The sequence below is a fragment of the Kineococcus terrestris genome, from assembly GCF_041020755.1.
GTDB classification, from domain to species: Bacteria; Actinomycetota; Actinomycetes; order Actinomycetales; family Kineococcaceae; genus Kineococcus; species Kineococcus terrestris.
In genome coordinates this window covers 1-24017 of the sequence record NZ_JBEUEI010000018.1, presented here as the reverse complement: position 1 = coordinate 24017, position 24017 = coordinate 1, and the positions used below count along the sequence as shown (strand labels likewise).

Below are 24017 nucleotides of genomic sequence, written 5' to 3'. Positions count from 1 at the left end.
CCTCGGGACGTGCTCTCGACCACCGCCCACCCGACCGTCCCGCTCCAGGCCGGTCCGCGCCCGCCCGTCCCGCTCCCGCTCGCCAGGCCCCGGACGACCCCGCCGCCGGCCGCCCCGCCCGGCGCCGCGCCGGTGCCCTGCCGCACCGCGCCCGCCGACCTCTTCTTCGCCGAGGAGGGCGAGCCGCTGGAGCGCGCCAGGGCGCTGTGCGCGACGTGCCCGTGCGCGGCCGCGTGCCTGCGCGGTGCCCTCGCGCGGCGCGAGCCCGCGGGCGTGTGGGGAGGGCACCTGTTCGTCGACGGCGTCCCCGTCGCCTACAAGCGGCGCCGCGGCCGCCCGCGCAAGGACGCCCCGCCCGTCACGGTCGTGCTGTGAGGGGCGGGGCGTCCCACCGGGCGCCGCGGCGCCCGGGGCCGTCGCGGTCGCGGGTCAGCGCCCGTCGCGCTCCTGCGCGCGCAGGGCGCGCGCCACGCCGTCGCGGTTCTCCAGCATCAGGCGGCGCAGCGCCGGCGGGGCGTCGCGCTCCTGCTCGAGCCAGGCGTCGGTGCGCTCCAGCAGCGCCCGGTCCGCCAGCACCGCCGGGTACAGCCCGGTGACGACCTGCTGGGCCATCTCGTTGGTGCGCTCGGCCCACACCCGGCGCAGGCAGCCGAAGTACGGCTCCACGAAGGGGCGCAGCAGCTCCGCGTCGTGCACCCGCCCGAACCCGGCGATGACCGAGGCCGCCACCGCGTTGGGCAGCCCGCCCTCGTCGACCACGCGGGTCCACGCCTCCCGCTTGGCCTCCGGCGACGGGCGGGCCGCGCGCGCCGCGGCGGCCGAGCGCTGCCCGGTCGCCGTGCCGTCGCGCTGCAGCTCGGCGTCGAGCTCGGCGTCGCCGGCGGCCCCGCCCGCCACGAGCGAGGTCAGCAGGACCCAGCGCATGTCGGCGTCGACGTCCAGGCCCGCCAGGGGGGCGGAGCCGTCCAGCAGGCCGCCGACGACGGCCAGGTGCTCGGGGGTGCGGGCCGCGGCGGCGAACGCGCGGGCGAACTGCAGCTGGGTGTCGCTGCCCGGCTCGGCCCCGCGCAGCAGCTCCAGCAGGCGCTCGGCGGTGCGCGCGCGCACCGCGTCGCGGTGCTGCGGCGCCGTGTAGAGCTCCACGGTCGTCGTCAGCTGCCGCAGCAGCACCAGCAGGACGGTGGAGTCCTGGCGGGCGCCGTCCCCGCCCAGCAGGGTGCCCAGCAGCAGGTCGACGTAGTCGCGGGCCGCGGCCTCCCCGTCGCGGGTCATGTCCCACCACGCCGCGGCGACCAGCGAGCGCGGCAGGGAGTCCGCGAAGGCGTCCAGGTGCTGCGCGGCCGTGGCCGCCGAGCGCTCGTCCAGCCGGATCTTGGCGTAGGCGAGGTCGTCGTCGTTGACCAGCAGCAGGTCCGGCCGGCGCACGCCCACCAGCTGCGGGACCGGCGTCAGCTCACCCGCCACGTCCAGCTCGACGCGGTGGGTGCGCCGCAGCACGCCGTCGACGAGGTCGTAGCAGCCGACGGCCAGGCGGTGCTCGCGCAGGTGCGGGTGCTCGGCCGGCGCCTCCTGGCGCACGGCGGCCGCGGTGATCGTGCCGTCCTCGCCGACCTCGACCTCCGGGCGCAGCGTCGCCACGCCGGCGGTCTCCAGCCACTGGCGCGACCACGCCTGCAGGTCGCGCCCGGAGGTGGCCTCCAGCTCGCGCAGCAGGTCCACCAGCTCGGTGTTGCCCCACGCGTGGCGGCGGAAGTAGGCGCGCACGCCGGCCAGGAACTCCTCGCGGCCCACGTAGGCGACGAGCTGCTTGAGGACGCTGGCGCCCTTGGCGTAGGTGATGCCGTCGAAGTTCACCTCCACGTCCTCGAGGTCGTTGATCTCGGCGACGATCGGGTGGGTGGTGGGCAGCTGGTCCTGGCGGTAGGCCCAGGACTTCTCCAGGGAGTTGAACGTCGTCCAGGCGCCCTCCCACTCGGTGGCCTCGGCGGCCGCCAGGGTGCTGGCGAACTCCGCGAACGACTCGTTGAGCCACAGGTCGTTCCACCAGCGCATGGTCACCAGGTCGCCGAACCACATGTGCGCCAGCTCGTGCAGGACGGTGACGACGCGGCGCTCGACGGTGGCCCGCGGAACCTTGGAGCGGAAGACGTAGCTCTCCACGAACGTCACCGCGCCGGCGTTCTCCATCGCGCCGGCGTTGAACTCCGGCACGAACACCTGGTCGTACTTGGCGAACGGGTAGGGCGCGTCGAACTCGCGCTCGTAGAACTCGAAACCCGCCTTCGTGGCGGCGACGACGTTGTGGGCGTCCAGGTGCTCCACCAGGGACCGGCGGCAGTACACGCCGAGGGGGACCGTCCGGCCGTCGGAGGAGACCAGGGAGTCCTCCGAGCCCTCGTACGGGCCCGCGATGACGGCGGTGACGTAGCTGGACAGCCGCGGGGTGGGCTCGAACCGCCACCGCTTGCCGGTCCCGACGTCCTCGGTCGCGGCCACCGGTGCGCCGGAGATCACGCGCCAGTGCGCGGGGGCGGTCACGGTGAAGGTGAACGCCGCCTTGAGGTCGGGCTGCTCGAAGACGGCGAAGACGCGGCGGGAGTCGGCGACCTCGAACTGCGTGTACAGGTACACCTCGTCGTCGACGGGGTCGACGAACCGGTGCAGGCCCTCGCCGGTATTCATGTAGCGGCAGTCGGCCACCACGCGCAGCTCGTTGTCGGCGGCCAGGCCGTCCAGCTGCACGCGCACGCCGTCGCTGACCGCGGCCGGGTCCAGGGAGCGCCCGTTGAGCACCACCTCGTGCACCGCGGCGCTGATGAGGTCGACGAACGTCGAGGCGCCGTCGCGGGCGCTGAAGCGCACCGTCGTCACCGAGCGGAACACCTCCGGCCCGGTCGTCAGGTCCAGCTCCACCTCGTAGCCGTCGACCTGCACGAGCTCCGCGCGGGCGCGGGCCTCCTCGCGGGTCAGGTTCTCGCCGGGCACGTCCACGTCCTTCCGTCCACCGGTCGCTGGCGGGCCGTGCCCCGTCCAGCGGTCCGGTCACTCTGCCACGGGGTCCCGACGCGACGGCGGGTGAGGGCGGGGGCAGGATGCGGGCCATGACCGACGCCCCGCAGACCGACGCCCAGCGGACCGGCGCCCCGCAGCCCGCCGGCACCGCGCACGCCGACTTCTGGTTCGACCCCCTCTGCCCGTGGGCCTGGATGACGTCCCGCTGGATGCTCGAGGTGGAGCGCGTGCGCGACGTGCGCGTGCGCTGGCACGTCATGAGCCTGTCCGTCCTCAACGAGGGCCGGGACCTGCCCGAGGAGTACCGCGACCTCATGGACCGCGGCTGGGGCCCGGTGCGCGTGGTGACCGCCGCCCGCCTCCTGCACGGCGAGGAGGTCGTCCTGCCGCTGTACACCGCCATGGGCACCCGCATCCACCCCGGCGGGAACAAGGACTTCGACGACGTGATCGCCGCGTCGCTGGCCGAGGTGGGCCTGCCCGCCGACCTGGCCGCGGCCGCGCGCAGCGACACCTACGACGCCGAGCTGCGCGCCTCGCACACCGAGGGGATCACCCGGGTCGGCGAGGACGTCGGCACGCCCGTGGTGGCGTTCGAGGGCACGGCGTTCTTCGGGCCCGTCGTCACGCCGGCGCCGAAGGGCGAGGACGCCGGGCGGCTGTGGGACGGCTGCCTGCTGGTCGCCGGCACGCCCGGGTTCTTCGAGCTCAAGCGCACCCGTACGCAGGGTCCCGTCTTCGACTGACCGCGCGGCCTCCCCCGGCCCGAGCGGCCGGGGGAGGGGCCGTCTGGGAAGCTGTGCGCCATGCGCGTGCACATCGGGACCGACCACGCCGGCTTCGAGCTCAAGGAGCACCTGGTCGAGCACCTCCGCGGCCTCGGCCACGACGTCGTGGACCACGGCGCCCCCGTCTACGAGGCCACCGACGACTACCCGCCGTACGTGCTGCGCGCGGCCGCGGCCGTCGCGGCCGAGCCGGGCAGCCTCGGGATCGTCCTCGGCGGCTCCGGCAACGGCGAGCAGATCGCCGCGAACGCGGTTCCCGGCATCCGCGCCGCCCTCGCCTGGTCCGTGGAGACCGCGCGCCTGGCGCGCGAGCACAACGACGCCCAGGTCGTCGGCATCGGCGCGCGCATGCACTCGGCCGAGGAGGCCGCCGCCATCGCGGAGGCGTTCGTCGCCACCCCGTTCTCCGGCGAGGACCGGCACCGCCGGCGCATCGAGATGCTGACCGAGTACGCGGCGACGGGGGAGCTCCCGCCGCTGCCCGCCTGAGCCCCGCGTGCCGGAGGGGCACACCGTCCACCGCGGCGCCCGCGACCTCGCCGGGCTGCTCGCCGGCCGCCCGGTCGCGGTGAGCAGCCCGCAGGGCCGCTTCGCCGACGGCGCCGCCCTGCTGGACGGGACGGTGCTGGAGGGCGTGCACGCGCACGGCAAGCACCTGTTCGCCCGCTTCGCCGGGCAGCGGGTGCTGCACGTGCACCTGGGCCTGTACGGGAAGTGGACCCTGGGCCGCGGCGAGCCGGAGCCGGTCCGCGGCGCGGTGCGGGCGCGGCTGGTGGTGCCCGGCGCGTGGGCCGACCTGCGCGGCCCGACCGCCTGCGAGGTGCTGGACCCCGCCGGCGAGGCGGCCCTGCGCGCCCGGCTGGGCCCCGATCCGCTGGTGCCCGGCACCGACCCGTCCCCGGCCCGCGCGCGCCTGGCGCGCTCGCGCACGGCGGTCGGCGCGCTGCTCATGCAGCAGGACGTCGTCGCGGGCGTCGGCAACATCTACCGCGCCGAGGTCCTCTTCCGGCAGGGGATCCACCCGTACCGCCCCGGCCGGGACGTCACCGACGCCGAGTGGGACGCCGTCTGGGCCGACCTCGTGGTGCTCATGCGCGCCGGGGTGCGCGCCGGGCGGATCGTCACCACGCGGGTGGAGGACCGGCCCCGGCGCTCGGGCCGCGTGCGGCGCGAGGACTCCTTCTACGTCTACCACCGCACCGGCGAGCCGTGCCGCCGGTGCGGGACGCCCGTCGCGCACGCGGTGATGGCCGCGCGGAACCTGTACTGGTGCCCCACCTGCCAGCCGAGCTGAACCGCCCGGCCCTCACCGGGCCGGCCGGACCGAACGGCCCGGCCCTCACCGGGCCGGCCGAGCTGAACCGCCCGGCCTTCACCGGGCCGGGCGAGCTGAACCGCCCGGCCCTCACCGGGCCGGCCGGACTGGACGGCCCGGCCCGTCGCGTCAGCCCCGCGCGGCCGCGACGTCGGCGGCCAGCTCCCGGCCCAGGTCGGCGGCCAGGTCGCGCAGGAGCCGCCCGGCGTCCGCGACGCAGCGGGCCGGGTCGGGCTCGCGGTCGGTGAGGGCCCGCGCGTCGAGGAACCCCGCGGCGCGCCACTCCTCCTCCGCGAGCGCGCGCCGGCCGGAGACCACGAGCGCCGGCACGCCCAGCGCGCGGGCGGCGGCGGCCACGCCGACCGGGGTCTTGCCGCCCAGGCTCTGCCGGTCGAAGCTGCCCTCGCCCGTGACGACGAGGTGCGCGCCGCGGCAGCGCTGCGCGAATCCGACGACGTCGAGGACGACCTCCACGCCGGGGCGGCGGCGGGCGCCCAGCATCCCCAGCGCCACCAGGCCGGTGCCGCCGGCGGCGCCCGCACCGGGCTCCTCGCGCGCGTCGGTGCCGGTCGCGGCGGCCAGGACGTCGGCGAAGCGGGCCAGGGCGGCGTCCAGGGCGGCGACGTCCTCCCCGGTCGCGCCCTTCTGCGGCCCGAACACCGCGGCGGCGCCGCGCGGGCCGAGCAGCGGGTTGTCCACGTCGGCGGCCAGCACCACCTCCGTCCCCGCCAGGCGCGGGTCGAGCCCGGACAGGTCCAGGCGCTCCAGGTGCGCCAGGGCCGCACCGCCGCCGGGCAGGTCGCGCCCGTCCGCGTCGAGCAGCCGCGCGCCCAGGGCGGCGAGCAGACCGGCGCCGCCGTCGGTGGAGGCGCTGCCGCCCACGGCCAGGACGAGGCGGCGGGCGCCGTCGTCCAGGGCGGCGCGCACGAGCTCGCCGGTGCCGCGGGTGCCGGCGGTCAGCGGGGCGCGCACCCCGCCGGGCAGCCGGTCCAGCCCGGAGGCCTGCGCCATCTCCACGACGGCGCCGGGGCCGCCGGGCTCGCGGGCCACGACGGCGTCGACGGGCTCGCCCGTGGGGCCGGCGACGCGCACCCGCAGCGGCCGCCAGCCCTCGGACAGGAGGGCGTCCACGGTGCCCTCGCCGCCGTCGGCCACCGGCAGCCGCACCACCTCCAGCGCCCCGGGCGCCCCGCCGCCGGCGGTGAACCCCGCCCGCAGCCCGTCCTCGAGGCGGGCGGCCACCTCGACGGCCGTGAGGGAGCCCTTGAACTTGTCCGGGGCGAGGACGACGTGGACCGGCGGTGTCGGCGGTGTCGGCAGGAGCACGCTGCGAGCTTGCCAGGCGGGCGCGCCGAGGACGTGGTCCCCTGCCCGGGTGGGGCGGACGGCGCGGCTGCAGCGCGGGGACGTGGCGTGCTGGGTCCTGAAGACCCGCACCGACCCGGTCGAGCTGCTGGGCGGCGCGCGGGCCGGGACGCTGGAGCGCTGCCTGCACCGCACCTACCGGGCGGACCTCGTGCGCGCGGGCGACGCGTGCCTGCTGTGGGCCAGCGGCGCCTCGGCCGGGGTGCGCGCGGTGGGGGAGGTCGTGGCCGCGGCCGACGCGGGGCTGCGCGTGCGGGTGGCGGTGCGGGTGCTGGAGGAGCCGGTGCCCCGCGCGCTGCTGCTGGCGGACCCCGCGCTGGCGCGGGCGGAGGTGGTGCGCGTGCCGGTGGGCGGCAACCCGTCGTACCTGGACCACCGGCAGCTGGCCGCGCTGGCCGCCCACCTCGGCGACGGGGCGGACGGCCGGACGGCGTGGAGCGGGCGACGGGAATCGAACCCGCGTAGCTAGTTTGGAAGACTAGGGCTCTACCATTGAGCTACGCCCGCGCGGCGCACCGCAGCGCCCGGGCGGCCCCCGGAGCACGTGCGCCGGTCCCAGCCTATCGGGTCCCCGGGGGTAGCCTCGTGCCCGTGCCCCGGTGAGGTCGCCGGCGCGCGCGGGGTGTGGCGCAGCTTGGTAGCGCGTCCGCTTTGGGAGCGGAAGGCCCCCGGTTCGAATCCGGGTACCCCGACGGACGGCGCGGCACCCGCGAGCTGCGGGCCGCTGCGCCGTGAAGGGTCCCCGGCGCGGACGGCTAGGCTTCTGCGGTGCGCCGGGGCCGTCCCCCGGCGCCCGCACGCCTGACCACGACCTCCGCGAGGCGGAGAGACCCCAGGAGAGCCCCGCTGTGAAGAGCGACGTCGAGACCCTCAACCCGACCCGGGTGAAGCTGACCGTCGAGGTCGGCTACGACGAGCTGAAGCCGGACCTCGACGCGGCCTACAAGACCATCGCGGGTCAGGTGCAGGTGCCGGGCTTCCGCCGGGGCAAGGTGCCCGCGCGCGTCATCGACCAGCGCTTCGGCCGCGCGGCCGTGATCCAGGAGGCCGTCAACGAGGCCCTGCCGAAGTTCTACCAGCAGGCCGTCGAGTCCTCCGACATCCGCCCGCTGGGCCAGCCGACGGTCGACGTCGGCCAGGTCCCCGACCCGAAGGACGGCGGGGACCTGAAGTTCTCCGTCGAGGTCGACGTCCGCCCGGTGCTGGAGCTGCCGGCCCTGGAGGACCTCGAGGTCTCCGTGGACGACCTGCAGATCGCCGACGAGGACGTCGAGGCGCGCCTGACGGCGCTGCGCGAGCGCTTCGGCACCCTGACCGGCGTCGAGCGCGCCGCCGGCGACGGCGACTTCGTCTCGATCGACCTGCGCGCCGAGATCGACGGCGAGGAGATCGAGACCGCCTCCGGCATCTCGTACCAGGTCGGCCAGGGCAACATGATCATCGGCATCGACGAGGCGCTGACGGGCCTGTCGGCGGGGGAGTCGACGACCTTCACCGCCCCGCTGGCCGGTGGTGACCGCAAGGGCCAGGACGCGCAGATCACCGTCACCGTGCAGTCGGTGAAGGAGCGCGTGCTGCCCGAGGCCGACGACGACTTCGCCCAGATGGCCAGCGAGTTCGACACGCTGGAGGAGCTGCGCGCCGACCTGCGCGGGCAGGTGGAGCAGTCCAAGAAGTTCGAGCAGGGCATCCAGGCCCGCGACAAGGTCCTGGCCCGCCTGCTCGAGCTCGTCGAGGTGCCCGTGCCGCAGTCGCTGGTCGAGGCCGAGGTGCACCGCCACCTCGAGCAGGAGAACCGCCTGCAGGACGACGAGCACCGCGCCGAGGTGACCACCAGCACGCAGGAGGCGCTGAAGAGCCAGCTGCTGCTGGACGCCCTCGCCGACCGCGAGGAGGTCGGCGTGGAGCAGGAGGAGCTCATCGAGTACCTCGTGGGCCAGGCCCAGCAGTACGGCATGCAGCCGCAGCAGTTCATCCAGGCGATGGACAGCGCCGGCCAGGTGCCGGCGATGGTCTCCGAGGTCCGCCGCCGCAAGGCGCTGGCCGTGGCGATGGAGAAGGCGACCGTGACCGACGCCTCGGGCGCCGTGGTGGACCTGGAGGAGCTCGTGGGCGGTCAGGACGACGAGGCCGGGGGCGCCGACACCGACGCCGTGACGAGCGACGTCGTCGCCGAGGGCCCCGTGCCCGAGGAGGGCGAGACCGTCGACCCGACCGGCGACGACGCGCAGGAGGCCGCCGACGCCGCGCAGTCCGCGGACGACAGCGCCGAGGGCGAGCAGAAGGCCTGAGCCGCCACCGGGTCCGCTCCCGGGCCCGCCGCTGTGGGCGCACCGCACCGTCGCGGTGCGCCCACAGCGAAACGGCGGTGGTGCGGGGGTGGCCCGTCCGGGCCCCGCGTTAGGGTCGATCGAGATCGGCGGCTCCACCGCCGGCCCCCGAGACCTCGGGGGTGGTCGACACCGGAGAGGGCCAGGGATCGTGAGCGAGTTGGTGAGCGCACCGGGACTGGTGACGCCGCAGCAGGCCCGGGCGAACCAGCCCGGGATGGGCCTGGACGACAACGTCTACCAGCGGCTGCTGCAGCAGCGGATCATCTGGCTGGGTTCCGAGGTCCGCGACGAGATGGCCAACGCCATCTGCGCGCAGCTGCTGCTGCTGGCCGCGGAGGACCCGGACGCGGACATCTACATGTACATCAACTCCCCGGGCGGATCGGTCTCCGCGGGGATGTCGATCTACGACACCATGCAGTACATCAAGCCGGACGTGGCGACCATCGCCACGGGCCTGGCGGCGTCGATGGGGCAGTTCCTGCTCTGCGCCGGCGCCCCCGGCAAGCGCTCGGCGCTGCCGCACGCGAAGATCATGATGCACCAGCCGCTGGGCGGCCTGGGCGGCTCGGCCAGCGACATCAAGATCCTCGCCGAGCAGATCATCATGACCAAGCGGCAGATGGCCGAGCTGATCGCCCAGCACAGCGGTCAGACGTACGACAAGATCACGACCGACTCCGACCGGGACCGCTGGTTCACGGCGGAGGAGGCGCGCGACTACGGCCTCATCGACCACGTCGTCGGCCGCTCCAGCGAGGTCACCGGCGGGGGTGGCACCGGTGCGTGACCCCTTCCAGCGCCCGACCGAGCGACCCGTCACCGCAGGAGGCCCCCCCGTGGACCAGTACAGCCGGTTCGACCCCGCCCTCGCGCCGTCGGCACGCTACGTGCTGCCGCAGTTCGAGGAGCGCACGTCCTACGGGATGAAGCGCTCGGACCCGTACACCAAGCTGTTCGAGGACCGGATCATCTTCCTCGGCGTGCAGGTGGACGACGCGTCGGCGGACGACATCATCGCCCAGCTGATCGTGCTGGAGTCGCAGGACCCCGAGCGCGACATCGTCATGTACATCAACTCGCCGGGCGGCTCCTTCACGGCGCTGACGGCGATCTACGACACGATGATGTACATCCGCCCGCAGATCCAGACGTACTGCATGGGCCAGGCCGCCTCGGCCGCGGCGGTGCTGCTGGCCGCGGGCAGCCCGGGCAAGCGGTTCGCGCTGCCCAACTCCCGCATCCTCATCCACCAGCCGGCGATGGCCGGCGGGGACTACGGCCAGGCCTCCGACCTGGAGATCCAGGCGCGGGAGATCCTGCGGATGCGCGAGTGGCTGGAGGAGACCCTGGCCAAGCACTCGAAGCGGTCCGTGGAGCAGGTGCGCGGCGACATCGAGCGCGACAAGTTCCTCACCGCCCGCGAGGCCGTGGACTACGGCCTCATCGACGGGGTGCTCGAGAGCCGCAAGGGCTGACCTCTCGACGCAGCGTCACCGCACAGCAGCAATCCGTCACTCCGGTGGCGGTACCCCGGGGGGACCGGCCTGGCACCGGCTCCCCCCGGGGCGTCTAATGGGTCAGGCACGCCTCCCCGGCAGGTAGCGTGGAGGGGACGTGACGCTCCGGTGACGGGGCGCCGGGCGCACCGCCCGGACGGCAGCACGAGGAGAGGACGGCGTCGGTGGCACGCATCGGGGACGGTGGCGACCTGCTCAAGTGCTCGTTCTGCGGGAAGAGCCAGAAGCAGGTCAAGAAGCTCATCGCCGGCCCCGGGGTCTACATCTGCGACGAGTGCATCGACCTGTGCAACGAGATCATCGAGGAGGAGCTCGCCGAGGCCAACGACCTGGGCCTGGTGGAGCTGCCCAAGCCCCGCGAGATCTTCGAGTTCCTCGACCAGTACGTCATCGGCCAGTCCTCGGCGAAGAAGTCGCTCGCCGTGGCCGTGTACAACCACTACAAGCGCATCCAGGTGGGCGAGCCCGCCGCCAAGGGCCGCGAGGACGCGGTCGAGATCTCCAAGTCGAACATCCTGCTCATCGGCCCGACCGGCTGCGGCAAGACGTACCTCGCGCAGACGCTGGCGAAGATGCTCAACGTCCCGTTCGCGATCGCCGACGCCACCGCGCTCACCGAGGCCGGCTACGTCGGCGAGGACGTCGAGAACATCCTCCTCAAGCTCATCCAGGCCGCCGACTACGACGTCAAGAAGGCCGAGACGGGCATCATCTACATCGACGAGGTCGACAAGATCGCCCGCAAGTCGGAGAACCCGTCGATCACCCGCGACGTCTCCGGCGAGGGCGTGCAGCAGGCGCTGCTGAAGATCCTGGAGGGCACGACGGCCAGCGTGCCGCCGCAGGGCGGGCGCAAGCACCCGCACCAGGAGTTCATCCAGATCGACACCACGAACGTGCTGTTCATCGTCGGCGGCGCGTTCGCCGGCCTGGACCGCATCATCGAGTCCCGCGCCGGCAAGCAGGGCCTCGGGTTCGGCGCGCAGCTGCGCTCCACCGCCGCCTCGGCCGAGCCGACGTTCGGCGACGTCATGCCCGAGGACCTCATGAAGTTCGGGCTCATCCCCGAGTTCATCGGCCGCCTGCCGGTCATCACCTCGGTGGAGAACCTCGACCGCGACGCGCTCGTGCAGATCCTCACCCAGCCGCGCAACGCGCTCGCCAAGCAGTACCAGCGCATGTTCGAGCTGGACGGCGTGGAGCTGGAGTTCACCCCCGACGCCCTCGAGGCCGTCGCCGACCAGGCGATCCTGCGCGGCACGGGCGCGCGCGGCCTGCGCGCCATCATCGAGGAGGTCCTCCTGCCGGTGATGTTCGACGTGCCCAGCCGCGACGACATCGCCCGCGTCGTGGTCACCCGCGAGGTCGTCCTGAAGAACGTCAACCCGACGCTCGTGCCGCGCGAGGCGCCGCAGCGCAAGAGCACCCGCGAGCGCCGCGACAAGTCCGCCTGAGCCGCGACGCGACGAGGCCCGCCCGGGGAGCGTTCCCCGGGCGGGCCTCGTCGCGTCGCGGCCGCCGTCAGGTCCGCAGGACGGCCTCGACGTCCACGGTGACCTTCAGGGTCGTGCCGAGGACCGCCACGCCCACGCCGACGGCCTGGTTCCAGTTCATCCGGAAGTCCTCCCGCCGCAGCTCGGTGGTCGCGGTGAAGGCCGCGCGGGTGCCGCCCCACGGGTCCGGGCCGCTGCCGGCGTAGGTGAACGCCAGCTCCACCGGCCGGGTCACGTCCAGCAGGGTCAGCCGCCCGGGCAGCGTCCAGCCGTCCGCGCCGCGGCGCGGTCCGGAGCCGGTGAACCGCAGGTGCGGGTGGCGGGCGACGTCGAGGAAGTCGCCCGAGCGAAGGTGCGCGTCGCGCTGGGCGTTGCCCGTGGCGATCGAGGCGGCGGCGATCTCGACCTCCACGCTCGCCGCCGCGTGGTCGGCCGGGACGGTGATGACGCCGGTGAAGTCGTCGAAGCGGCCGTTGACCGCCGCGAACCCCAGGTGCTGGGCGCGCGCGGCGATCGTGGAGTGGGCGGTGTCGACGTCCCAGACGCCCGGGGGCGGCACGTCCCCGCCGCCGGTGCGCGCGAGCACGAGGTCGCCCAGCTGCCAGGACCCGCCGGCGGGCGCGGTGACGGCGCTGGCGCGCGGCTCGTGCGCGGGGGCGGCCACCAGCAGGGTGGCCGCGCCCGCCGGCACGTCCGTCAGGCGGAAGGTGCCGTCGCCGCCGGTGACGCCGCGGGCGGCCTGGTGCCCGTCGGGGCCCAGGAGGGTGACGGCCGCGCCGGCGACCGGCCAGCCCTCCCGGGTCCGCACCCGCCCGGTGCCGGTGGTGGCGGTCACCGCTGCCCCGGCAGGGCGCCCTCGCGCACGTCGACCCCGCCGGTCGCGCCGGTCCCGCCGGTCGCGCCGGTGCCGAGGTGGACCTGGACGGCGCAGACGGCGTCCTCCTCCACGTCCACGCCGGTGGCCACGGGGGCGTAGCCGGCGGCCGTGAGGGTGTAGTGGCCGCCCGCGAGGTCCTCGAAGGCGTACTCGCCGTCCTCGCCGGTGGTGGTGGCGGCGACCACCTGCCCCTCGGCGTCGACGAGGGTGACGGTGGCCTCCTTCAGGCGCCGGCCGTCGCTGGCGGCGACCACGGCGCCGGTCAGGCGCCCCCCGCCGGTCAGCAGCAGGTCGCACGCCAGCGCCCCGGAGTCGGGCACGTCGACGCTGCGGGCCAGCGGGCGGTGCTCCTCGCTGCGGGCGGTGAGGACGTAGCTGCCGCCGCGCAGCTGGTCGAAGGCGTAGCCGCCGCCGCCGTCGGTGCGGGTGGCGCCCACGACCTCGCCGGTCACGTCGGTCAGCGTCACCAGCGCGCCGGGCACGCCGGTGTGGGCGTCGGTGCGGGTGTCGTGGCCCAGGACGCGCCCGGTGATGGCCGAGCGGCCGGCCAGGACGACGTCGCGGACGGCGGGCCGGTCGCCGACGGCCACGAGCTGCGCGGAGGGCGCGACGTGGTCGGCGGCGACGATGAGCAGGTAGGTGCCGCCCGTGGGCACGGGCAGGCGGTAGGTGCCGTCCTGGTCGCTGGTGGTGCGCGCCACCTGGCGGCCGGACTGGTCGGCGAGGGTGACGACGGCCCCGGCCAGGGGGCGGCTGTCGTGGTGGGTGACGGTGCCGCCCACGTGCAGGCCGGTGCCGCCGTCGCCGGCGGTCGCGTCCCGCTCGGCGCGCTCGGCGCGCTCGGCGCGCTCGGCCGGGGAGGTCGACCACTCCTGCGTCTGCCGGGGCTCCTGGGCGGCGTCGCCGCCGGTCGCGGCGTCCCCCGGCTGCGCGGGCCCGCGCAGGGCGACCTCCTTGAAGAACAGCGAGACGACGAGCGCGAGCAGCGCGAAGGGCGCGGCGACGAGGAAGATGTCGGCCACGCCGGAGCCGTAGGCGGCCTGCACGAGGCCGCGCGCCGGCTCGGGGATCGTCGCCAGGTCCGGGATGCCGCGGGTGTCGCCGCCGAGGGCGGCCGGGTCGATCCCGGCGGCGGTGAAGCCGCTGACGAGGTGGTCCTCGACGCGGTGGGCGAGGACGGCGCCCAGGGCCGAGACGCCGATGGCGCCGCCGAGGGTGCGGGCGAAGGCCACGAAGGAGCTCGCGGCGCCCAGGTCGCGCGGCTCGATGACGTTCTGCACGGCCAGCACGAGGTTCTGCATCATCATGCCGACGCCGGTGCCGATGAGGAACATCCACGGCGCCAGCACCCAGTAGCGGGTGTCCCACTCCACGGTGCCCATGAGGCCCAGGCCCGCGGTGAGCAGGACTCCGCCGGTGACGATCCAGCCCTTCCAGCGGCCGGTGCGGGTGATGACCTGCCCGGCGATCGTGGACGACAGGAACAACCCGACGATCATCGGCAGGGTCAGCAGGCCGGACATCGTCGGCGTCTCGCCGCGCGCCAGCTGGAAGTACTGGCTGAGGAAGATGGTGCCGCCGAACATGGCGACGCCGACGAACAGGCTGGCCAGGGCCGACAGCACGACGGTGGGGTTGCGGAAGAAGCGCACGGGGATGACCGGGTCGGCCACGCGGCTCTCCACGAGCACGGCCACGGCCAGGAGCACGACGCCGCCGGCGACCATCGCGGCGGTCTGCCAGGAGGCCCAGTCGAACTGGTGCCCGGCCAGCGAGACCCAGACCAGCAGGGAGGACACGCCGGCGGCGATGAGCAGGGCGCCGGCGTAGTCGATGCGGACCTCGCGGCGCACGACCGGCAGGTCGAGGGTCTTCTGCAGCACGACGAAGGCGGCGACCGCGAAGGGGACGCCGACGTAGAAGCACCAGTGCCAGGACAGGTGCTCGGTGACGACGCCGCCGATGAGCGGGCCGCCGACGGTCGCCAGGGCGAAGGTGGCGCCCAGGTAGCCGGAGTACCGCCCGCGCTCGCGGGGGGAGACCATCGAGGCGAGGATGACCTGGGCCAGGGCGGTCAGGCCGCCGGCGCCGAGGCCCTGGAAGACGCGCATCGTGATGAGCATGGCCATGCTCTGGCTGAGCCCGGCGATGGCGGAGGCCACGACGAAGACCACCAGGGCGACCTGCACGAGCAGCTTCTTGGAGAAGAGGTCGGACAGCTTGCCCCAGATCGGGGTGGAGATCGTCGTGGCCAGCAGGGCCGCGGTGACGACCCACGTGTAGCCGGACTCGGTGCCGTCGAGGTCGCTGACGATGCGGGGCAGGGCGTTGGAGACGACGGTGGAGCTGAGGATCGCCACGAACATGCCGAGCAGGAGGCCGGAGAGCGCCTCCAGCACCTGGCGGTGGGTCATGACGACCCCCGACGGCCCCGCCGTGGCGGGTGCCGCCGCGGGGGCTGCGGACGGGGGTGCGGTGCGGCTCATGCGGTCCTCTGCTGCGTGCGGGTGGTGGGTCGGGGTTCCTCGCCGGCGCCCGGGGGGCCCGCCGGGCGCCCGAAGCGCCCGAGCAGGCCGGTGAGGCGGTCGAGGTCGTCGTCGTCCCAGTCGTCGAGGTGGTCGACGAGGCGGCCGACGAGGCGGCGCCGCTGCTCGCGCAGCTCGGCGAGGCCGGCGGCGCTGGTGGACAGCCGGTGCGAGCGGCCGTCGTCGGGGTCGGGCACGGCCTCCAGCAGGCCGAGGCGGCGCAGGTGGGCGACCTTGCGGCTGACCGTGGACAGGTCGAGGCCGAGGTGGTCGGCGAGCTCGGAGACGCGGGGGCCGCCGAGCTCGTGGACGGCGGCCAGGGCGCTCAGCGCGGCGGCGGCGCCGGGGGGACCGGCCAGCGCCCGGCGGGTGCGGAGCACCCCGGGCAGCACGTCGACGAGCGCTGAGCAGGCGTGCGGTGTGGCCACGGGCACCTCGGGGGTCGAAGTCAGTGCGATGAGGCAACTGTACGACTGGTGGTTGCCGCATGCAACTTCATGGCCGGAGACGGTCCCGCGAGGTGCCGCGCGGGCGCGGCGGGGGTCAGATGATGCTGGCGTTGAAGCGCGCCAGCAGGTCCGCCAGCTGCGCCATGTCCGCGTCGTCCCAGGACGCCAGCCGGTCGTGCAGCCGCTGGCGGCGCGCCTGCCGGGCCGCGTGCACCTGCTCCAGGCCGGTGGGGGACAGGGTCAGCAGGACCGCGCGGCCGTCGTCGGGGTCCGCGGCCCGCTCGAGGAAGCCCAGCCGCTCCAGCAGCTGCACCTGCCGGCTGAGCGTCGGCTTGCCGATGCCGAAGAAGGCGGCCAGGTCCGACGGGCGCGCCGAGCCGACGTCGTCCAGGCGCACCAGCAGGCTGTAGGCCTCGGGCTCCAGCTCCGGGTGCACCGAGCGCGCGGTCTCGCGGGAGATCGCGCGCGACCGGCGCAGCAGGACGGCGAGCTCTCGCTCGAGGTTCTCGGCGGGACCCGTGACCATGCAGGGACCGTACAGGCCCCGCCGGGCCGCCACGCCCGGTGGCGCTTGCCGACCGGTGTGATCCCGTCTACGTTCAGGGCGATGCATCGAACCGATGCATCTGTCGAGGAGGTGCGCGGTGGTCAGGCGGCGGACGGACGCCCTCCAGCTGGCGGTGCTCGCCCTGCTGGCCGACGGTCCGCTGCACGGCTACGAGGTCCGCCGGCGCCTGGACGTGCGCCTCGGCGCCTTCCGCGCGCTCTCCTACGGCACGCTCTACCCCTGCCTGCGCCGGCTGCAGGCCGACGGGTGCGTCACCGAGACGCGGAGCGCCCCGGCCGCCGGCCGCCGCCCCCGCGTCGTCTACGAGGTCACCGGCGCGGGCCGCGAGCGCCTGCGCCGGCTCCTGGAGGACGCCGGGCCGGACGCCTGGGAGGACGACGCCTTCGGCGTGCGGTTCGCCCTGTTCACCCGCGTCGCCCCCCGCACGCGCCTGCGCCTGCTGGAGGGCCGCCGGGCCCGGCTGCTCGAGCGGCTGGACCACCTGTCCCGCACCATCGACCGCACGCAGGCGCAGCTCGACGCCTACGCGCTCGAGGCGCAGCGGCACGGTCTGGAGACCGTGCGCCGCGAGGTCGCCTGGCTCGACCGCCTCATCAGCGCCGAAGCCACCGCACCGGCGGCCCCCGCGCCGCCACCCGCCACCTCTCGTGAGGAGACCCCCTGATGGCAGGACCCATCCGCGTCGCGATCGTCGGCGTCGGCAACTGCGCCGCCTCGCTCGTGCAGGGCGTGCACTACTACCGCGACGCCGACGAGACGGCCACCGTGCCGGGCCTCATGCACGTGCGCTTCGGCGACTACCACGTGCGCGACCTGGAGTTCGTGGCCGCCTTCGACGTCGACGAGAAGAAGGTGGGCACCGACCTGGCCGACGCGATCGGCGCCAGCGAGAACAACACCATCACCATCGCCGAGGTCCCCGAGACCGGCGTGACGGTGCAGCGCGGGCCGACCCTGGACGGCCTGGGCCGCTACTACCGCGAGACCATCACCGAGTCCCCGGCCGAGCCGGTCGACGTCGTCGCCGCGCTGCGCGAGGCGCGCGCCGACGTGCTCGTCTGCTACCTGCCCGTCGGCTCCGAGGACGCCGCGACGCACTACGCGCAGTGCGCGATCGACGCGGGCGTCGCCTTCGTCAACGCCCTGCCCGTGTTCATCGCCGGCACCCCCGAGTGGGCGGACAAGTTCACGCGGGCCGGTGTCCCGATCGTCGGCGACGACATCAAGTCCCAGGTCGGCGCGACCATCACGCACCGCGTGCTGGCCAAGCTGCTGGAGGACCGCGGCATCAAGCTGGACCGCACCTACCAGCTGAACGTCGGCGGCAACATGGACTTCAAGAACATGCTCGAGCGCGACCGGCTGGAGTCCAAGAAGATCTCCAAGACGCAGGCCGTGACGAGCAACGTGCAGGCCGAGTTCGGCACGCGCAACGTCCACATCGGCCCCAGCGACTACGTCCAGTGGCTCGACGACCGCAAGTGGGCGTACGTGCGCCTGGAGGGCCGCGCGTTCGGCGACGTCCCGCTGAACCTGGAGTACAAGCTCGAGGTGTGGGACTCCCCGAACTCCGCGGGCGTCATCATCGACGCGGTGCGCGCGGCGAAGATCGCCCTGGACCGGGGGATCGGCGGCCCGCTGACCAGCCCGTCGGCGTACTTCATGAAGTCCCCGCCGGTGCAGATGCCGGACGACGAGGGCCGCGCGGCGGTCGAGGCGTTCATCCGCGGCGACGTGGAGCGCTGACCTCGCGCTGTCTCGACGGGACCCCGCGGTGCGTGCGCCGCGGGGTCCTGCCGCGTCCGGGGTCGGTCTCGTCGCCGGGAGCCGGGGCGTCCTGGCCGCCGGGCTCTCCGCCCGCGCCGGACCGGGGGGTTCGTCCCGCTCGCCGGAGGGCGCGGGCTCCGGACGCCCGGCGTCCACGACACCCCGTCACCCTCTTCCGGCGGGGCTCACGATGACGGCCCGGAACACCTCGGCACGGTCCGGGGACGGCCGACGACCTTCCCAGGAGGCCCGGGGACGGTCCGGGACGACAGGGCGGTGGCGGGTGCGCAGGCCGGCGTCCGGAGCCCGCCCGTCCCAGCAGCCCGTGGAGACCCGCCCGGTGGCGGGCGGAGAGCCGGCCGGAGCGCCCGCCACCGACCGGCCCACGCCCGGAGCGGGCGCCCCGCGACCTCAGCCCTGCTCGGCGATCTCCGCCTGCGCGGCGAGCGCCGCCGCCTGCTCGCCCTCGACGACCGGCGCCTCCTGCCAGGTGATCGAGGCGGCGCGGCCGGCGGCCTGCACGTCGGCCTCGGCGAGCCGGGCGGCGTGCAGGACGTGCGCCGGGCCGGTGATCGTGGCGGCGGTCAGGGGCGTCTTCTGCGAGACCTTCGCCTCGCTCTTGACCTTGCGCAGGGCGGTGAGCGCCTGCCCGGCCGCGTCGAGGACGCCCGTGGTGGTCGTGTCGGGAGCGCCGAGCTCGTCGACGGTGGGCCAGGGGGCGGTGTGCACCGAGCCGTCCTGCCACCACGACCACACCTCCTCCGCGGCGTACGGCAGGAAGGGGGCCAGCAGGCGCAGCAGGGTGCGCAGCGCGATGGCGGCGGTGGCGCGCGCCGAGGCGGCGGCCTCCTCGCCGCGGGCGCCGTAGGCGCGGTCCTTGACCAGCTCGACCCAGTCGTCGCAGAAGCCCCAGAAGAAGCGCTCGGTGACGTCGAGGGCGGTGGCGTGGTCGTAGTCCTCGAACCGCTCGGTGGCGGTGCGCACCACCTCGGCCAGGCCGGCGAGGACGCTGCGGTCCAGCGGCTCGGTGACGGCGGCCGGGTCGGCCGAGGCGAGCCCGCGCTCGACGCCGAGGCCGAGGACGAACTTGGAGGCGTTGAGCGCCTTCATCGCCAGCCGGCGCCCGATCTTCATCTGGCCGGTGTCGAAGGTGGCGTCGGTGCCCAGGCGCGAGCGCGCGGCCCAGTAGCGCACGGCGTCGGAGCCGTACTCCTCCAGCAGCGCCAGCGGGGTGACGACGTTGCCCTTGGACTTGGACATCTTCTTGCGGTCGGGGTCGAGGATCCAGCCCGACAGCGCGGCGCGGCGCCAGGGCAGCGCGCCGTGCTCCAGGTGCGAGCGCACGACGGTGGAGAACAGCCAGGTGCGGATGATGTCCTGCCCCTGCGGGCGCAGGTCCATCGGGAAGACGCGCGCGAACAGGTCCTCGTCGCGCTCCCAGCCGCCGGCGATCTGCGGGGTCAGCGACGAGGTGGCCCAGGTGTCCATGACGTCGGGGTCGGCGGCGAAACCGCCCGGCGCACCGCGCTGGGACTCCTCGTGGCCGGGGGCGGGCTCGGAGGCCGGGTCCACCGGCAGCGCCGACTCCTCGGGCAGGATCGGCGCGTCGTAGCGGGGCTGCCCGTCGGCGTCCAGCGGGTACCAGACGGGGAAGGGCACGCCGAAGAACCGCTGCCGGGAGATCAGCCAGTCGCCGTTGAGGCCGCCGACCCAGTGGTCGTAGCGGTGGCGCATGTGCTCGGGGTGCCAGTCCAGCTCGGCGCCGCGGGCGAGCAGCGCGTCGCGCAGGTCGCCGTCGCGGCCGCCGTTGCGCAGGTACCACTGGCGGGTGGTGACGATCTCGAGGGGGCGCTCGCCCTTCTCGTAGAACTTCACCGGGTGCACGATCTTCTTCGGCTCGCCGACCATCGCACCGCTGGCGCGCAGCGCGGCGACGACCTTCTCCTGCGCGGTGTGGACCGTCGCGCCGCCGATCTCGGCCCACAGCGCCTCGCCGGGCCCGCCGGCGATCCACTCGGGGACCTCGCGCACGAGGCGGCCGTCCCAGCCGATGACGGCGCGGGTGGGCAGCTGCAGCTCGCGCCACCAGGTGACGTCGGTGGTGTCGCCGAAGGTGCAGATCATCGCGATGCCGGACCCCTTGTCGGGCTCGGCCAGGCGGTGGGCGACGACGGGCACCTCGACGCCGAACAGCGGCGAGCGCACGGTGGAGCCGAACAGCGGCTGGTAGCGCTCGTCGTCCGGGTGCGCCACGAGGGCGACCACGGCGGGGATGAGCACGGGGCGGGTGGTCTCGATGAAGACGGGCTCGCCGCCGCCGGTGCGCTCGAAGGCGACGCGGTGGTAGGCGCCCTCGCGCTCGCGGTCCTCCAGCTCGGCCTGGGCGACGGCGGTGCGGAAGGTGGTGTCCCACAGGGTGGGCGCCTCGGCGGCGTACGCCTCGCCGCGGGCGAGGTTGCGCAGGAACGCGCGCTGCGCGGTGGCGCGGGCGGCGGGGGAGATCGTGGAGTAGGTGTGCGACCAGTCCACGGACAGCCCGAGGCGGCGCCACATGGCCTCGAAGGCCTGCTCGTCCTCGGCGGTCAGCCGCTCGCACAGCTCGACGAAGTTGCGCCGGGAGACCTGGACGAAGTCGCGGTCGCTCTTGGGGGCCTTCTCCGGCGGCACGAAGGAGGGGTCGTACGGCAGCGAGGGGTCGCAGCGCACGCCGAAGTAGTTCTGCACGCGCCGCTCGGTGGGCAGGCCGTTGTCGTCCCAGCCCATCGGGTAGAAGACCGACTTGCCGCGCATGCGCTGGTAGCGGGCGACGACGTCGGTGTGGGTGTAGCTGAAGACGTGCCCGACGTGCAGGGAGCCGGACACCGTGGGCGGCGGGGTGTCGACGGAGTAGACGTCGGCGCGCTCGCGGGTGCGGTCGAAGGCGTAGGTGCCGTCCTCCTGCCAGGCGGCGGCCCAGCGCTCCTCCAGCCCGTCGACCGTCGGGCGGTCCGGGACGACGACGCCGGGGGCGGTCGGCGGGGGACCGGACGGCGCAGGGGCCGTCGACGGGAGGGTCTGGGCGGACGCGTCGGACATGGTCCCCATCATCGCAAGGCCGCCCGCCCGTCCACGACCAGCCGTCGCCCGGTGCCGGTCGGTACTGACGAGTACCTGGTACCGCCGGTGCCGGGAACGTGCGAGACTGGCCGGGCTGTAGCCGACGCCGCCTGCAGGGAGCCGCCATGAGCCACGCCCCGAGCCCCACGAGCCCGCCCCCGGTCTCGCTCGCCCAGTTCGTGCCCCGGCACGCCGCCGAGCGCCCCGACGCCCCCGCCGTCCGCCTGGACGACGCCGTCCTGACGTGGGCCGCCTTCGACGACGCCACCGCCCGCGCGGCCGGCCTGCTGCGCGCCCACGGCGTCGAGCCGGGCGACCGGGTGGCGGTCTCGCTGCCGAACGTCCCGCACTTCTGCGTCCTCTACTACGGCGCCCTGCGCGCCGGTGCCGTCGTCGTCCCGCTCAACCCGCTGCTGCAGGCCCGCGAGGTCGCCCACTGCTTCGCCGACGCCGGGGTGCGCCTGGCGCTGGTCTGGCGCGCGACGGCCGACGCGGCGCACGCCGGGGCCGTCGGCGTCGACACCCGCGTCCTCGTCGTGGACCCGGAGCAGGACCCCGGCGAGGACCTGCTCGCCGGTGCCGAGCCGCTGCGCGACGTCCACCTGCCCGACCCGGAGGACACCGCGGTCGTCCTCTACACCTCGGGGACCACAGGGGCGCCCAAGGGTGCCGAGCTGAGCCACCGCAACCTGCTCACCAACGCCCTGACCAGCCAGGAGACCCTGATCCGCCTGCAGCCGGGCGAGACGGTCCTGGGCGCGCTGCCGCTGTTCCACGCCTTCGGGCAGACGTGCGCGCTCAACACCGCCGTCGTCGCCGGCGCGGCGATCACCCTGCTGCCGCGCTTCGACCCCGCCGCCGCCTTCGCGGCGGTCGAGCGCGACCGCGTCCGCTGCTTCGCCGGCGTGCCCACCATGTACGGGGCGCTGCTGCACCACCCCGGCGCCGAGCGGGCCGACGTCTCCTCGCTGCGGCTGTGCGTCTCCGGCGGCGCCTCGCTGCCCGTGGAGCTCCTGCACGCCTTCGAGGCGCGCTTCGGCTGCACCGTGCTGGAGGGCTACGGGCTGTCGGAGACCTCGCCCGTGGCCTCCTTCAACCACCCCGACGCCGAGCGCCGGCCGGGGTCCATCGGCACCCCGGTGCGCGGCTGCGAGATGGACCTGCGCGCCGCCGACGGCTCGCCCGCCGCACCCGGGGAGGTCGGCGAGGTCGTCGTGCGCGGGGAGAACGTCATGAAGGGCTACTGGGGGAACCCGGCCGCCACGGCGCTCGCGGTCGACGCCGACGGCTGGTTCCGCACCGGCGACCTGGCCACCCGCGACGCCGACGGGTACTACCGGATCGTCGACCGCGCCAAGGACATGATCAACCGCGGCGGGATGAACGTGTACCCGCGCGAGGTCGAGGAGGTCCTCTACGAGCACCCCGCCGTCGCCGAGGCCGCGGTCGTCGCGGTCCCCGACGAGCGGCTGGGCGAGGAGGTCGGCGCCGCCGTCGTCCTCAAGCCCGGCGCCAGCGCCACCCCGCAGGAGCTGCAGGCGCACGTGAAGGCCGTCCTGGCGGCCTACAAGTACCCCCGGCACGTCTGGCTGCAGGAGTCCCTGCCCAAGGGCGCCACCGGGAAGATCCTCAAGCGCGAGATCCGCGCCCCGCGACCGAGCACGACGGGAGAGCACGCGTGAGCACACCCACCGGCGTCGACTACTTCGACCTGGCCGCCGACCTGACCGAGGAGGAGCGGCGCGTGTGGGCCTCGGTCCGCGCGTTCGTCGACGAGCGCCTCGTGCCCGTCGCCGGCGGGTACTGGGAGCGGGCGGAGATGCCCCTGGACCTGCTGAAGGAGTACGCCTCCCTCGAACTGGTCGGGGACGGGCTGGAGGGGCCGGGGATCCCGCGCCTGAGCCACACCGCCGCCGGGCTGGTGACGATGGAGCTGTCCCGCGGCGACGGCAGCTTCGCCACCCTGCTGGGCGTGCAGGCCGGGCTGGCGATGCGCTCCATCGCCTTCCTCGGCTCCGAGGAGCAGAAGCGGCGCTGGCTGCCGGCGATGGCCCGCCTGGAGGTCCTCGGCGCGTTCGCCCTCACCGAGCCCGACCACGGCTCCGACGCCGTCGCGCTGGCCACCACCGCCCGCCGCGACGGCGACGAGTACGTCCTGGACGGCGCCAAGCGCTGGATCGGCCTGGGAACGGCCTGCGACGTGTGCGTGGTGTGGGCGCGCGGGGAGGACGGGCAGGTGCAGGGCTTCCTCGTCGAGCGGGGGACGCCCGGGTACGAGGCCAGCGTCATCGAGGGCAAGGCGTCGCTGCGGGCCATCCACAACGCCGACATCCGCCTGGACGGGGTGCGCGTGCCCGCGGAGAACAAGCTGCCCGGCGCGCGCAGCTTCCGCGACACCGGGCTGGTGCTGTCGGCCACGCGCGCCGGCATCGCCTGGGGCGCGCTCGGGCACGCCACCGCCGCCTACGAGGTGGCGCTGGCGTACTCGCTGGAGCGCACGCAGTTCGGCAAGCCGCTGGCCTCCTTCCAGCTCGTGCAGGACAAGCTGGTGACGATGCTGGCGGAGGTGACCGCGATGCAGCTGTACTGCGTGCGCACCTCCCGGCTGGCCGAGCAGGGCCGGCTGACGGACACGCAGGCCTCGCTGGCGAAGGTGAACGCCACCCGCAAGGCCCGCACCGTCACCGCGATGGCGCGGGACCTGCTGGGCGGCAACGGGATCCTGCTGGAGCACCGGGTGGCGCGGCACATGGCCGACGTCGAGGCGCTGCACACCTACGAGGGCACCGAGTCGATCCAGACCCTCATCGTCGGCCGCCACCTGACGGGGGTCGGCGCCTTCACCTGAGCGGCGCGCGGCCGCACGACGGCGGGCCCGCCGCCCGGGACCTCCCCGGGCGGCGGGCCCG

Annotated in this window: 20 protein-coding genes and 2 tRNA genes; 14 read left to right on the top strand and 8 right to left on the bottom strand. The window is 75.0% G+C overall.

Annotation, left to right across the window (positions count from 1 at the left end; translation table 11 throughout):
• Window positions 1-9 precede the first annotated feature (9 nt).
• Window positions 10-375: a WhiB family transcriptional regulator gene (locus AB8M62_RS12325; protein ID WP_369069738.1), complete on the top strand. Its 366-nt coding sequence runs from the start codon at window positions 10-12 to the stop codon at window positions 373-375.
• A 54-nt stretch (window positions 376-429) separates the two neighbouring features.
• On the opposite strand, the gene pepN is transcribed toward AB8M62_RS12325, so the two are convergent.
• A complete protein-coding gene (gene pepN / locus AB8M62_RS12320; protein ID WP_369069737.1) occupies window positions 430-2985 on the bottom strand; it encodes an aminopeptidase N in 2556 nt (851 codons plus the stop codon).
• 116 nt (window positions 2986-3101) lie between these two features.
• Between pepN and AB8M62_RS12315 the strand changes: the two genes are divergently transcribed.
• Genes AB8M62_RS12315 through AB8M62_RS12305 form a run of 3 tightly spaced genes read left to right on the top strand, consistent with a single transcriptional unit; the run spans window position 3102 to window position 5094 of the window.
• Window positions 3102-3758 carry a mycothiol-dependent nitroreductase Rv2466c family protein gene (locus tag AB8M62_RS12315; RefSeq protein WP_373694927.1) on the top strand — a complete coding sequence of 219 codons (657 nt, stop codon included), beginning with the start codon at window positions 3102-3104 and terminating at the stop codon, window positions 3756-3758.
• 60 nt (window positions 3759-3818) lie between these two features.
• Entirely contained in the window at window positions 3819-4289 is a 471-nt protein-coding gene (locus AB8M62_RS12310) for a ribose-5-phosphate isomerase (RefSeq protein ID WP_369053295.1), read from the top strand.
• 7 nt (window positions 4290-4296) lie between these two features.
• The gene (locus tag AB8M62_RS12305) at window positions 4297-5094 is read left to right on the top strand and encodes an Fpg/Nei family DNA glycosylase (protein ID WP_369053293.1); all 798 of its coding nucleotides are present in this window, start codon (window positions 4297-4299) and stop codon (window positions 5092-5094) included.
• Between the two features lie 150 nt (window positions 5095-5244).
• Here AB8M62_RS12305 and AB8M62_RS12300 read toward each other — a convergent pair whose 3' ends face one another.
• Window positions 5245-6441: a glycerate kinase gene (locus AB8M62_RS12300; protein WP_369069736.1), complete on the bottom strand. Its 1197-nt coding sequence runs from the start codon at window positions 6439-6441 to the stop codon at window positions 5245-5247.
• A gap of 49 nt (window positions 6442-6490) precedes the next feature.
• Here AB8M62_RS12300 and AB8M62_RS12295 point away from each other — a divergent pair, with 49 nt between their 5' ends.
• Window positions 6491-6949 (top strand): hypothetical protein, encoded by a 459-nt coding sequence (locus tag AB8M62_RS12295; protein WP_369069735.1) that lies wholly within the window; start codon window positions 6491-6493, stop codon window positions 6947-6949.
• On the opposite strand, the gene AB8M62_RS12290 is transcribed toward AB8M62_RS12295, so the two are convergent.
• Window positions 6914-6987 (bottom strand) — tRNA-Gly (locus AB8M62_RS12290). The two genes, AB8M62_RS12295 and AB8M62_RS12290, sit on opposite strands and share 36 nt — an antisense overlap.
• Window positions 6988-7098: 111 nt before the next feature.
• On the opposite strand from AB8M62_RS12290, the gene AB8M62_RS12285 reads away from it, so the two are divergent.
• From AB8M62_RS12285 to clpX, 5 genes are all read left to right on the top strand, one after another.
• Window positions 7099-7172 (top strand) — tRNA-Pro (locus AB8M62_RS12285).
• A gap of 156 nt (window positions 7173-7328) precedes the next feature.
• A complete protein-coding gene (gene tig / locus AB8M62_RS12280) occupies window positions 7329-8771 on the top strand; it encodes a trigger factor (protein WP_369053289.1) in 1443 nt (480 codons plus the stop codon).
• 256 nt (window positions 8772-9027) lie between these two features.
• Entirely contained in the window at window positions 9028-9603 is a 576-nt protein-coding gene (locus AB8M62_RS12275) for a ClpP family protease (RefSeq protein ID WP_369053452.1), read from the top strand.
• Window positions 9604-9652: 49 nt separating this feature from the next.
• On the top strand, window positions 9653-10291 hold the full coding sequence (locus AB8M62_RS12270) for an ATP-dependent Clp protease proteolytic subunit (RefSeq protein ID WP_369053288.1): 639 nt from the start codon (window positions 9653-9655) through the stop codon (window positions 10289-10291).
• Window positions 10292-10497: 206 nt separating this feature from the next.
• Entirely contained in the window at window positions 10498-11787 is a 1290-nt protein-coding gene (clpX, locus tag AB8M62_RS12265; protein ID WP_369053287.1) for an ATP-dependent Clp protease ATP-binding subunit ClpX, read from the top strand.
• A 67-nt stretch (window positions 11788-11854) separates the two neighbouring features.
• On the opposite strand, the gene AB8M62_RS12260 is transcribed toward clpX, so the two are convergent.
• The 4 genes from AB8M62_RS12260 to AB8M62_RS12245 all read right to left on the bottom strand — a co-directional run bounded on the left by AB8M62_RS12260 (window position 11855) and on the right by AB8M62_RS12245 (window position 16203).
• Entirely contained in the window at window positions 11855-12661 is an 807-nt protein-coding gene (locus AB8M62_RS12260) for a YceI family protein (protein ID WP_369069734.1), read from the bottom strand.
• Window positions 12658-15117, bottom strand: coding sequence for an MFS transporter (locus tag AB8M62_RS12255; protein ID WP_369069733.1), 2460 nt, complete (start codon window positions 15115-15117; stop codon window positions 12658-12660). Before AB8M62_RS12255 ends, AB8M62_RS12260 begins: the two co-directional genes overlap by 4 nt.
• Before the next feature lie 68 nt (window positions 15118-15185).
• The gene (locus tag AB8M62_RS12250) at window positions 15186-15656 is read right to left on the bottom strand and encodes a MarR family winged helix-turn-helix transcriptional regulator (protein WP_369069732.1); all 471 of its coding nucleotides are present in this window, start codon (window positions 15654-15656) and stop codon (window positions 15186-15188) included.
• Between the two features lie 115 nt (window positions 15657-15771).
• Window positions 15772-16203, bottom strand: coding sequence for a MarR family winged helix-turn-helix transcriptional regulator (locus AB8M62_RS12245; protein WP_369053282.1), 432 nt, complete (start codon window positions 16201-16203; stop codon window positions 15772-15774).
• 118 nt (window positions 16204-16321) lie between these two features.
• Between AB8M62_RS12245 and AB8M62_RS12240 the strand changes: the two genes are divergently transcribed.
• Window positions 16322-16909 (top strand): PadR family transcriptional regulator, encoded by a 588-nt coding sequence (locus AB8M62_RS12240; protein ID WP_369053280.1) that lies wholly within the window; start codon window positions 16322-16324, stop codon window positions 16907-16909.
• Complete coding sequence (locus tag AB8M62_RS12235) at window positions 16909-17991, top strand: inositol-3-phosphate synthase (protein WP_369053278.1); 1083 nt, start codon at window positions 16909-16911, stop codon at window positions 17989-17991. Before AB8M62_RS12240 ends, AB8M62_RS12235 begins: the two co-directional genes overlap by 1 nt.
• Window positions 17992-18423: 432 nt before the next feature.
• On the opposite strand, the gene valS is transcribed toward AB8M62_RS12235, so the two are convergent.
• On the bottom strand, window positions 18424-21087 hold the full coding sequence (gene valS / locus AB8M62_RS12230; protein ID WP_369069731.1) for a valine--tRNA ligase: 2664 nt from the start codon (window positions 21085-21087) through the stop codon (window positions 18424-18426).
• A gap of 146 nt (window positions 21088-21233) precedes the next feature.
• On the opposite strand from valS, the gene AB8M62_RS12225 reads away from it, so the two are divergent.
• Both AB8M62_RS12225 and AB8M62_RS12220 read left to right on the top strand, forming a co-directional pair.
• A complete protein-coding gene (locus AB8M62_RS12225) occupies window positions 21234-22790 on the top strand; it encodes a long-chain-fatty-acid--CoA ligase (RefSeq protein ID WP_369069730.1) in 1557 nt (518 codons plus the stop codon).
• Entirely contained in the window at window positions 22787-23956 is a 1170-nt protein-coding gene (locus AB8M62_RS12220) for an acyl-CoA dehydrogenase family protein (protein ID WP_369053274.1), read from the top strand. The genes AB8M62_RS12225 and AB8M62_RS12220 overlap by 4 nt, the downstream gene beginning before the upstream one ends.
• Window positions 23957-24017 lie beyond the last annotated feature (61 nt).

Excerpts from the sequence above, each read along its gene's own strand:
- AB8M62_RS12315 (WP_373694927.1), top strand. The coding sequence starts at position 3,102 with ATGACCGACGCCCCGCAGACCGACGCCCAGCGGACCGGCGCCCCGCAG.
- AB8M62_RS12310 (WP_369053295.1), top strand. The coding sequence starts at position 3,819 with ATGCGCGTGCACATCGGGACCGACCACGCCGGCTTCGAGCTCAAGGAG.
- AB8M62_RS12275 (WP_369053452.1), top strand. The coding sequence starts at position 9,028 with ATGGGCCTGGACGACAACGTCTACCAGCGGCTGCTGCAGCAGCGGATC.
- AB8M62_RS12255 (WP_369069733.1), bottom strand. The coding sequence starts at position 15,117 with ATGACCCACCGCCAGGTGCTGGAGGCGCTCTCCGGCCTCCTGCTCGGC.
- AB8M62_RS12245 (WP_369053282.1), bottom strand. The coding sequence starts at position 16,203 with ATGGTCACGGGTCCCGCCGAGAACCTCGAGCGAGAGCTCGCCGTCCTG.
- AB8M62_RS12235 (WP_369053278.1), top strand. The coding sequence starts at position 16,909 with ATGGCAGGACCCATCCGCGTCGCGATCGTCGGCGTCGGCAACTGCGCC.
- valS (WP_369069731.1), bottom strand. The coding sequence starts at position 21,087 with ATGTCCGACGCGTCCGCCCAGACCCTCCCGTCGACGGCCCCTGCGCCG.
- AB8M62_RS12225 (WP_369069730.1), top strand. The coding sequence starts at position 21,234 with ATGAGCCACGCCCCGAGCCCCACGAGCCCGCCCCCGGTCTCGCTCGCC.